The sequence below is a fragment of the Vibrio makurazakiensis genome (assembly GCF_050337375.1).
GTDB lineage: Bacteria > Pseudomonadota > Gammaproteobacteria > Enterobacterales > Vibrionaceae > Vibrio > Vibrio makurazakiensis.
Genome location: NZ_JAKJSW010000162.1, coordinates 1 through 10,034, shown reverse-complemented (window position 1 = coordinate 10,034; position 10,034 = coordinate 1). Strand labels below are relative to the sequence as shown.

Annotated in this window: 7 protein-coding genes; 6 read left to right on the top strand and 1 reads right to left on the bottom strand. The window is 42.6% G+C overall.

What is annotated here, in order from left to right; translation table 11 throughout:
- The 5 genes from L4C33_RS16050 to L4C33_RS16030 all read left to right on the top strand — a co-directional run.
- The coding region (locus L4C33_RS16050; RefSeq protein ID WP_428813424.1) for an L-lactate MFS transporter at nt 1-1,155 on the top strand (1,155 nt) is incomplete at its 5' end.
- Nucleotides 1,156-1,410: 255 nt separating this feature from the next.
- Nucleotides 1,411-2,175, top strand: coding sequence for a response regulator transcription factor (locus L4C33_RS16045; protein WP_428813423.1), 765 nt, complete (start codon nt 1,411-1,413; stop codon nt 2,173-2,175).
- The gene (locus L4C33_RS16040) at nt 2,172-3,506 is read left to right on the top strand and encodes a sensor histidine kinase (RefSeq protein ID WP_428813422.1); all 1,335 of its coding nucleotides are present in this window, start codon (nt 2,172-2,174) and stop codon (nt 3,504-3,506) included. The genes L4C33_RS16045 and L4C33_RS16040 overlap by 4 nt, the downstream gene beginning before the upstream one ends.
- A gap of 170 nt (nt 3,507-3,676) precedes the next feature.
- Nucleotides 3,677-5,599 carry a TonB-dependent receptor domain-containing protein gene (locus L4C33_RS16035; RefSeq protein ID WP_428813421.1) on the top strand — a complete coding sequence of 641 codons (1,923 nt, stop codon included), beginning with the start codon at nt 3,677-3,679 and terminating at the stop codon, nt 5,597-5,599.
- 11 nt (nt 5,600-5,610) lie between these two features.
- Nucleotides 5,611-6,528 carry a siderophore ABC transporter substrate-binding protein gene (locus tag L4C33_RS16030; RefSeq protein WP_428813420.1) on the top strand — a complete coding sequence of 306 codons (918 nt, stop codon included), beginning with the start codon at nt 5,611-5,613 and terminating at the stop codon, nt 6,526-6,528.
- Between the two features lie 131 nt (nt 6,529-6,659).
- Here L4C33_RS16030 and L4C33_RS16025 read toward each other — a convergent pair whose 3' ends face one another.
- Nucleotides 6,660-9,077, bottom strand: a complete 2,418-nt coding sequence (locus tag L4C33_RS16025) for a family 20 glycosylhydrolase (RefSeq protein WP_428813419.1) — start codon at nt 9,075-9,077, stop codon at nt 6,660-6,662.
- A 336-nt stretch (nt 9,078-9,413) separates the two neighbouring features.
- Here L4C33_RS16025 and L4C33_RS16020 point away from each other — a divergent pair.
- On the top strand, nt 9,414-10,034 hold a 621-nt coding region (locus tag L4C33_RS16020; protein WP_428813418.1), incomplete at its 3' end, for a fatty acid cis/trans isomerase.

The following is a 10,034-nucleotide window of genomic DNA, read 5'->3' as shown; positions in this document are numbered from 1 at the left end:
GTATTTAACAAAGCACTTGTAACCGATTTTGGCTGGAGTGCAGCTGAAGCTTCTTCACCTTACGCTATCGCAACAATCACTTTCTCTGTTTGTCTTTTAGTTGCTGGTATCCTGCAAGATCGCATGGGTCCACGTAAAATCCTTATCTTAGGTACTACGTTAACTGGCCTAGGTATGATTGCTTCTGGCTTTGCTACATCACCAATTATGCTTAACATCACTTTTGGTGTTATCACTGGTGCTGGTATCGGCTTTGGTTACGCGTGTCTATCTCCTTCTGCAATGAAATGGTTCCATACTTCTAAGAAAGGTATGGTTAACGGTCTTATTGCTGCTGGTTTCGGTCTAGCTGCTATTTACCTAGCACCGCTAACGTCTATGCTTATCACTGAAATGGGTATCAACACTGCATTTATGATTCTTGGTGCTGGCGTACTGGCAGTAGCAGTTCCACTTGCTTGTACTATTAACAACCCACCAGCAGGCTACACTCCTGAAGCGCCAAAAGTAAAAGCGGGTCAAGCTCCTGTTGAAGTGAAAAAAGCGACTGACATTAGCTGGAAAGCAATGCTTAAAACGCCACAGTTTTACTCTTTATGGATCATGTACGCGTTTGCAGCTTCTGTTGGCCTAATGATCATCGGTAACATCACGAACATCGCAAGCGTTCAAGCGAATCTGCCAAACGCAGTTTACCTAGCTTCTATCCTAGCGATCTTCAACTCTGGCGGCCGTGTTGCTGCAGGTATCCTGTCTGACAAGATTGGCGGTGTGCGTACACTTCTTCTTGCTTTCATCCTGCAAGGCGCGAACATGGTTCTGTTCGCTACTTTCAATACAGAATTAACGCTAATCATCGGTACTGCAATTGCAGCAATTGGTTACGGTACACTTCTAGCTGTATTCCCATCACTAACTGCTGAGTTTTATGGTCTGAAAAACTACGGTACTAACTACGGCGTTCTATACACGTCATGGGGTATTGGTGGTGCAATCGGCGCGGCAGTTGTAGGTTTCTCTATGGCTAATGGTGGCGGTTACGGTCTAGCTTACACAGTATCTGCAGCTATGATGGGCGTATGTATCGTTCTTGCTTTCATCACTAAGCCAATTACTGAAGCAAAAGCTACTGAACTGAAAGCAGCAAACGCTTAATCTTCAGAATAGATTTATTAAAAAGAGCTTAACCTTAGGGTTAGGCTCTTTTTTTTGCTGGTAAACAATGGAACGCCCGCTCCCTTTACATATACCATTTACAGCCGTATTTCTAACAAATTCAAAAGTCTCGCCTCGTCGTGAGAAGTTAAGTCCCCTCTAATAGGTTTATTTACAAATCTGTAATTTATAGACATTGCATTCACCCCTTCAATTATTGATAATGAAAAGCATTATCAATAATTAGTTGCCACTATGCTTTTCTCAAACGAAGTATCATCTTCCGCTCACCAGTCACCTATCAATGATGCAAACTACCACGGGTCACTACTCGTCGTAGAAGACGACACTACGTTAAACGAGCAGCTTACCGACCTCCTATCCCATCAGAAATATCACGTAACAAGTACCACTTGCGGAGAAAAAGCACTCCGTWTATTAAAACTTAAGCACTATGACTTAGTGTTATTGGATGTTGATTTACCCAATATTGACGGGTTTAGCTTACTTAACTTTGTTCATGCTAACCTCAAAATACCCGTCATCATGCTCACAGCATACGGTGCAGAAGAACATCGAATTCGAGGTTTTAAATCAGGCGCAGACGACTACATATCAAAACCCTGTAGCTTCACTGAAATCAGTCTAAGGATAGAAGCAGTGCTTAGGCGAACCAAAGGCTCCTCAAGCTCAAGCGCAAACACAAATCAAAATATCGTTTATCAAGAACTAGAACTTAACCGCATCGAGCAAACAGTCAGAGTGACTAGGCAAAGTAAGCAGAGCAATCCCATTCAACTTACGCCGATACAATTCAAACTGCTCTGGGTTCTTGTACAAAACGCAGGTGCTATCCAAAGTAAACCCTATTTATATCAAGCTGTGTTGGAACGGGATTTTAGCCAATATGACCGCAGCTTAGACATGCATTTGAGTCGAGTAAGAAAAAGATTGATTACAGAAGGAATGAATAGCGGGCGTATCCAAACGGTGCACAGCAAAGGGTATATTTTAAAATGAAGAAACTGCTTTTTTGGCGGCTGTTAATTGTCTTGTCATTTGGTGTTGTGATCTTTTTCTCGCTTCTACACAGCGTTGCCATTCTCTCCAATGAAAAAATGAGCTATATAAAGAAAAATCATCAGCAAGAAATTGTAAGTTGGGGGAAACAGGCTCAACAACTTATCCAAAGTAATCAACTTTCAGAGCTTGATGCATGGCTAGATCAACTTTCCGAACAAGAACAGACTTGGGTAACTGTCGTAAAATCAGATATTCAAGTTGTGGCTGGAAACGCGTTAAACGCACGTTTTTGGGAGGGTTATGGTATCGGGCGTAATGTAGAGTGGAAAATTCACCTCGATTTCCCTAACAACCCAATAATGGAAGTCGCTCTCAGCCCAACCAATCACCACTTTCTCATGATACTTCCCGACAGAATGCGCCCAGGTTCGTATATGTCACATGCATTTTGGCTATTCAGATTCATTATTCCTTTTGCGGCGCTCTTAGCTTTAACTATCTACTTATATCGATATGTTATGCGCCCTTTACAACATTTCCATTTCGCAACTAAGGAGTTTATGAAGGGCAACTACGATGCCAGAATCTCTACTCGACTAACCTTAGGTAACGACGAAATCAGCCAAGTTGCCAAAACCTTTGACCATATGGCTGAAAGAACATCAACTGTCATTTCACATAACCGCAATTTGATTTCAGATATGTCTCATGAAATTAGAACGCCGATTGCACGTGTAGAAATGGCTTTAGACTGTATAGAACAAGGGATCAAGCCAGACCTAATGGTAACGCGTATAAAGTCTGAAATTAGTAATATGAGGATGCTCGCGGAAGWTACTCTAACACTTGCATGGATTGAGAATGAACAACCAGATCTCCGGGAAGAACCTGTCGATCTTCCAGAGCTAATMGAATCAATTATTGAAGATGCAAAGTTTGAGTTCCCAGATCGCCTCATACATTTACAAGCTCCCGAATCACTCACTCTCTCTTATTCAAATCAACGAGCACTCGGTCAAGCATTTGAAAATATTTTACGTAACGGACTACGTTACACTCCTCCCGGAGACTCAGTTGTAGTCCATTTATCGAAATCAAATGGCATTGCGAGTGTCTCAATCATAGATCAAGGGCCAGGGGTCGATGAAGGTTTACATGACCAAATTTTCACGCCATTTTTCAAAACAAAGAATCAGGTTAATTCCCGTAAAGGTTTTGGCGTTGGCTTGGCACTTGCGAAACGGCATATTCAAGCGGTGCATGGAAACATAGAGGCATCTAATGCTACACGAAAAGGGCTTTGCGTTACTGTCACCCTCCCCTGTTGATATCTAGAACTGCACTAAACAGCGACAAAAGCCCCTTATAAGATTCAATATGGGGCTTTTTTATTCATCAAATAGCGTGATATGTAACATTTGTAAAATCCGTTTACTCAATACCGATAGAACACCACAATTAAACCCGATAATAATTCTCATTAACATCGGAGGTTTCGGTGAATTTTCAAACCGTATTTAAACTTAGCTCTATCGCAAGTGCACTACTGCTTATTTCTCAACCCACTTTAGCGAATCAAGACGTCGAAGTAATCGAAGTTACTGGCCAGCAAGTTCAAGCTAATGACATCAGTATTTCTGTTGATGATTTAGAGAAGCGCCAAGCTCAAGACTTAAATGATGTATTTCGTAACGAATCTGAAATCAGTGTTGGCGGATCATCAGGTATATCTCAAAAGATCTACGTACGTGGCCTTGAAGATACCATGCTCAATATCTCGATCGATGGCGCTGAACAGTCAGGCAGCCTTTTCCATCACCAAGGTAGAATTTCGATTGAACCAGAACTTCTTAAACAAGTTGATGTAAGTGCAGGTGCAGGTAGAGCAACCAATGGTCCTGGAGCACTTGGCGGTGCCATTCAATTTACAACCAAAGATGCCCACGACCTTTTGCAACCCGGCGACAAGTTTGGCGCTCAAGTAAAGTCTGGCTATTACACCAACAACAACGGTTACAAAGGTTCAGCTAGCCTATATGGTGAAGTAGCAGAAGAAGTCGGTCTTCTCGCCTCATTTAGCTATGTTGACGGAGACAATATTGTTGATGGCGAAGGCGAAGAGCAACCTTACACAGCTCTTGTACAAAAAGTCGCTCTACTCAAATTATCAGGCCAATTTACTGATACTCAAAGTGCGTCCATCAGTTACGACTATCGTGAAGATAATGGTCCTCGCCTAAACAGACCCCATTTCCAGCCAAGTTTCAAAAATGAGGTATTAGAGCAAGAAGCTGATCGTCAGACTATTACTTTGAATCACGGCTACAAAGGCAGTAATACGATCAATGTCGATACAACGCTCTACACCACAGACAATAGGATTGCACATAAAGACCACCCTAAATGGGGAACTTCAGATGGCTTTATTAATACCAACGGTGCAAAAGTTAGCAACACTGCGAATTTTGATTCAAACACTTTAATATTTGGTGCTGACTACAAAAAAGATAATGCAGAGCTTAAGACAGGATCAGGCACTTCAACGGCTGATGAAAAGGCGACAGTGTTTGGGTTATTCGTTCAAGACGACTGGAGCTTAACCGATGCGCTAATACTAAGCGCTGGTGCTAGGTACGATTGGTACGAACTGACAGACAACTTGAAGCAAGAGTTCGAATCTAAAGGATTAAGCCCAAACGTTGGTTTAAGTTTCCAAGCAACCGATAACCTAAATTTACAGGCAAGTTATGCGCAAGCATTGCGCGGTCAGCAAACCAAAGAGCTGTTCGTGGTCGATTACAAGAAAAACGATCCTAATCGCAAAGAAGAGACCGCACACAACACCGAGGTTGGAGCAGCCTATCAATACCAAGACTTTGTAGCTGGTATTACTCTGTTTTATAGCAAGATCGAAGATGTTGTTGGCGACGACGGTACCCACCTAACCAATCTTGGTGACCTTGAAAACAAAGGCGCAACGGCTTACGTCGGCTACTCATTCGAAACAGTCTCTGCACATTTAAGCTACAGCCAATCGAAGCCTGAACTGAATGGCGTGGTGTTATCTGACGACAATATGAATATTGGTACTTCTGTTGGGGATACATGGGTTCTCGATCTTGCCTACTCACCAATTCATGAAGTAGAACTTGGGTGGAACGCTCGCTTTGTTGAACGTTTAACCGATGTAGCCGATCCAAGCGTAAACCCACAGAAACCTGGCTACGGGGTACACGACCTATACGCGCAATGGTTACCGATGAGTGATGAAGAGCTTGCATTAACCTTGTCTGTTAAGAACGTGTTCGACAAGTACTATTACGACCACGCGTCATACAGCCAGTACATTGGTAGCACCGTCGCACAAGGCTATGCCAATGCCGGCCGTGACTTCCGCTTTAATGTTAGCTACGCGTTCTAAAGGTGATCGTAATGAAAGTAGTTCATCGTTATTTCATTCAAGCGTCAACTCTAGTTCTCATGCTCGTAGCTACAAGTACTTCTATAGCTAAAACGATCACAGTGTCGCACCCAATGGGTTCCACTACACTCGAAACGAAACCAGAACGAGTCATCGTACTGGGGATGGACAGCTTAGATGTACTTGATCACTTAGGAGTAAAGCCTATTGGTGTCGTAAAAGCACCGATGCCTACTTACCTTAACGAATATCAAGATACGAAGTTTAGATCTGTAGGTTCACTATTTGAGCCTAACTTTGAAGTGATTTATTCGCTCAAGCCGGATTTGATCATTGTTAGTAACCGTAGCTCGGAATCGATGAAAGAGTTATCTGAAATCGCACCGACCGTGTTATTTATGGCAGATCCTGCAGAGTATTGGGAAACCAGTCAAGATGCATGGAGAATGCTTGGGATGATCTTCGAGCAAGAAAAGCGAATTGAACAAACAATTGTCCAACAACAAGCTCAGATTAACGAGATCCGTCTCCAAACCAAAGCACAGCAAGCGAACGCTTTAACCGTTATGACCAATGGTGGGAATCTATCAACTTTTGGTCAGCACTCTCGCTATAGTGCAATTTACCAACTGTTCGGCTTTCAAGAAGCGGCGAGGAATATCAAAACTTCCAGGCACGGTGATTTAATCAGCTTTGAGTACATAGCAACCGCCAATCCGGATTACCTATTGGTACTCGACCGCGACCAAGCCATAGGGCGATCGCAAGGTAAGGCATTACAGCAATTTAACAACCCGTTAATCAACAACACGAGTGCTGCTCGTAACAAAAAGATAGCGCACCTTAACGCTCAAGCCTGGTATATATCTGCTAGTGGGATCACTGCAACGCAGTTAATGATTGACGACATGAAAGGCGTACTCAAGTAATACAAAGCTAACATAGCGCAATTAAAAAGAGCTTAACCCTAAGGTTAAGCTCTTTTGTTTATCTGCAAATTTTTAACCATAAATAACGATGTAGCTTTTCGCTATTCAGCTTAGAGCAATAATACTCGTGCCTATTTAACAGCGTTTAACAAGATTTCTACTGGTCGAGTCAAAGCAACTATCATTTCATCTTTCGGCTGAGCAGCTTCATTAATTTCTTGCATGTAACGGGTCGCTTCTGATGTAGACAGCGTTTCGCCTTTCAGTTTCATGTTAGCGAGCTTGTTTCCTAACACCGCCATATTTAAAGTCGCTTCAGCAAGTGGCAAAGACTCCTTCATCATGTGGTTCCCCTCTATCATTTCAGCCACAACTTTGTGGTTGGTAATGATTTTAAAGAAATCATTTTGAAGTTCACGAGTTGCACCTAGGTCGTCAGAATTTGCCAGTTTTTCCATTTCACGAACACGGTATGACTCAACAGGTAACGTATCAACAAAGCGGTTCAAGCGCTCAAATTGATGGTATACGCCATTATTGAATTTGATCCAGTTACGAGCGTAATACTGTGCAGGCTCAACGTACTCAGCTAAGGTGTTTAAAGGCGCAACATCTACACTTCCAGCCAAACGAACTCGCTGACGATATGGGTTTGTTTCATGATTTAAACCAACAGATACTGTTGACCAGGCAGAAACACTTTGCATGCGTTCGTACATCGAGTCTTCATCTGTTAGTGTTTCTGGAGACCAAAGACGCTCTGCAATCGCATATGCTCTTGGGTATAAACGCACTGCTAACGTTTCATCAGAGACGTTTTCTGCCCACAATGTCATTTCACCACCAAGGATTTTGTCTTCTAACTCTTTTGGTAAGTTAAATGGTCGCTTATGCGTAGGCACCTCTGTTCCTTCAAGATCGCTGCCTGCAGTTTTAGTACCGAATGTTGGCCAACGAACGTTACCTATCACTTGATAAGACGTCTCTTTATTAATTTCTCCGCCTTCAATATCTAATACAAAATTGGTGTAAGACATAAAGTTATCGAAGTGACCAACAAAGCGCTTACCTGCTTCGTATTCCGTTATTGCCACTTCTGCACGTGGTTTACCGTTGTAGTCCGTGAATGCGCGAGCGGTTCCATCCTTAGCCGTAATAATGGTTAATGTACCTTTACGGTTTGAACCTTTACCACGTGGTTTTTGCCAAGTATAAGTTTCAAATGTTTCGCCAGAGTGCACTTCATCGTCAACCGTTAACCCTTTAGGGATTGGGTCATTGCGATAGTGATAACTAGTTGGCTGAGGTTGGTCGATGTAATAGCCCGTAGACAAGATACCTTGGAAGCCATCTTTTGCTGCGTTTGCTAGAGACTCGTGACCACGCCAAGACTGAATAGTGATGCTCTTTGGCAGATCAGGGTGATAAATTTCATCCCAACCGCTCATGTCCTTTCCATGCTTAGCTAAGATTTTTTGTACCTTGGCATTAAAGTGCGCCTGTAATGCTCGTTCATCTTCAATATTATTATCTTGCATGTAGGCTTGGATATTTTCGTTCCCTTCCCATTCCCCATACATAGGTTCGTCACCACCAATATGAAGTGAGTTATCAGGGAAGATTTCGGCCATTTCAGCAACGATTTGATCGACAAATTCGTAAACGTCCGGGTTTGTTGGATCTAACAATGGCGGGAATACGCCCCACTCTATCGTACCTTGGTAGTCTTTAGCGTCGCCAGAACCCAAGTTAGGATATGCCTTTACAACTTGGCTAGCATGAGATGGTAAATTGATTTCCGGAATGACTCGTATGCCTCGATCGCGTGCGTACTCCACCACTTCTTTGAGCTCGTCCTGCGTATAGTATTGGCCGCCCAACGAAGTTTCTTGAAGTCGCGGATACGCTTTAGATTCAATGCGCCAGCCTTGGTCATCCGTTAAATGCCAATGTAATACGTTTAGCTTAGCGGAAGCCATTCCGTCGATTTGACGCTTAACGGTTTCTAGTTCAATAAAGTGGCGTGAAGAGTCGATAAGTAAACCACGGTATTTGAAGCGCGGTTCATCTGAAATACTCACGTTTGGAATATAAGTCGATTCAGAATCCGTTGTAATTAACTGTAAAAAGGTTTCCGCGCCGTCAATCACGCCATCGGGGTAAGTCGAAGACAAAACGACTTGGTTCTTTTCTACTGCTAACTCATAAGACTCATCAGTATCGAGATCCTGAACTTCCGACGTTGACGCTTTTTTAACATCAAGAATTAATGTCGCTTCTTCCGCAGATTCAGCTATTGGGTTCTTAAGAAGTAAACCTGTCTGTTTTTCCACACGATCGATGATTCGCTGAGCTAAACGCTCTATACGACCAGAAGAATAGTCAGACACATAAACTGCAAAATCTTGATTAATAACAACTTTACCTGAATTTAGGCTCACCTCTTTTGGGTAAGGCATTAATTGAAGTTCAGTGTTTGGCGCAGCAGCCATTGATAATTGAGATACGAGAACAGAAGACACCAAGACGCTCATGATTGTTTTTTTCATACTTTACCTTAATAACTTGTTATTTAATAACCTCTTTGTTCACACTATGAATTATCTAAAAAATCTCTCAATAAATTCCGACGCAGCTTGTGATATYGTCGGCAAACTAAACTGGCATATACACGGTATCTTTTAAATAGATCACAACTTTCATTATCAAAACTCTGAATTTATCCTCTTTTTTTACACGCTGAGATTATGAAATATGGATAGTTCAGGGAGGAGATATTGTTTGATCGCAGCTTGTTCTGTTTTGATATGTCGGCTCACGATCACTATGAGCATTTTCAATCATTTGCGATATACTTATAAAAAATTCAACTCTTCATTACGCGTATGAATCTACAAAAAATCTTACTACTGGCGTTCGTTTCTATTTTTTCCGGTTGTGCTGTTTACGCTGGACTGAACTACAACGAACTGTTTGGTAAACCCGAAGTTCGTGAACGACAAGTCCCTGTTGTATCCGCTCAAGCCGAGCACTTTATCAACCAAGTAAAACCTATCATCGATAATCGCTGTGTGGTTTGTCATGCGTGTTACGACGCACCTTGCCAGCTTAAAATGTCTTCTGTTGAAGGGATCGATCGTGGTGCAAGCAAGAACTTGGTTTATGAAGGAACACGTTTAAGAGCTACAGCGCCTACTCGCTTGTTTGAAGATGCGACCACCACACAAGAATGGCGAGATGCCGACTTCCACCCGATTCTTAATGAACGCATACAGAATACGACAGCCAACTTAGATGCGGGCTTAATGGCAAGAATGCTGCAACAAAAAGAAAACCATCCGTTGCCTCAGCAAGCTCAGTTAGAAGGCTTCGACTTTTCAGTCGATAGACAGCAAACCTGCCCAACAATAGAAGAGTACGCGGCCTACGAACATGACAACCCTACGTGGGGAATGCCTTACGGCATGCCTAATTTGGAGCAATCTGAATACAACACGCTAATGGAT

Bases quoted from the DNA above. Each gene is read 5' to 3' on its own strand.
- L4C33_RS16030 (WP_428813420.1), top strand. From the start codon at position 5,611: ATGAAAGTAGTTCATCGTTATTTCATTCAAGCGTCAACTCTAGTTCTC.
- L4C33_RS16025 (WP_428813419.1), bottom strand. From the start codon at position 9,077: ATGAAAAAAACAATCATGAGCGTCTTGGTGTCTTCTGTTCTCGTATCT.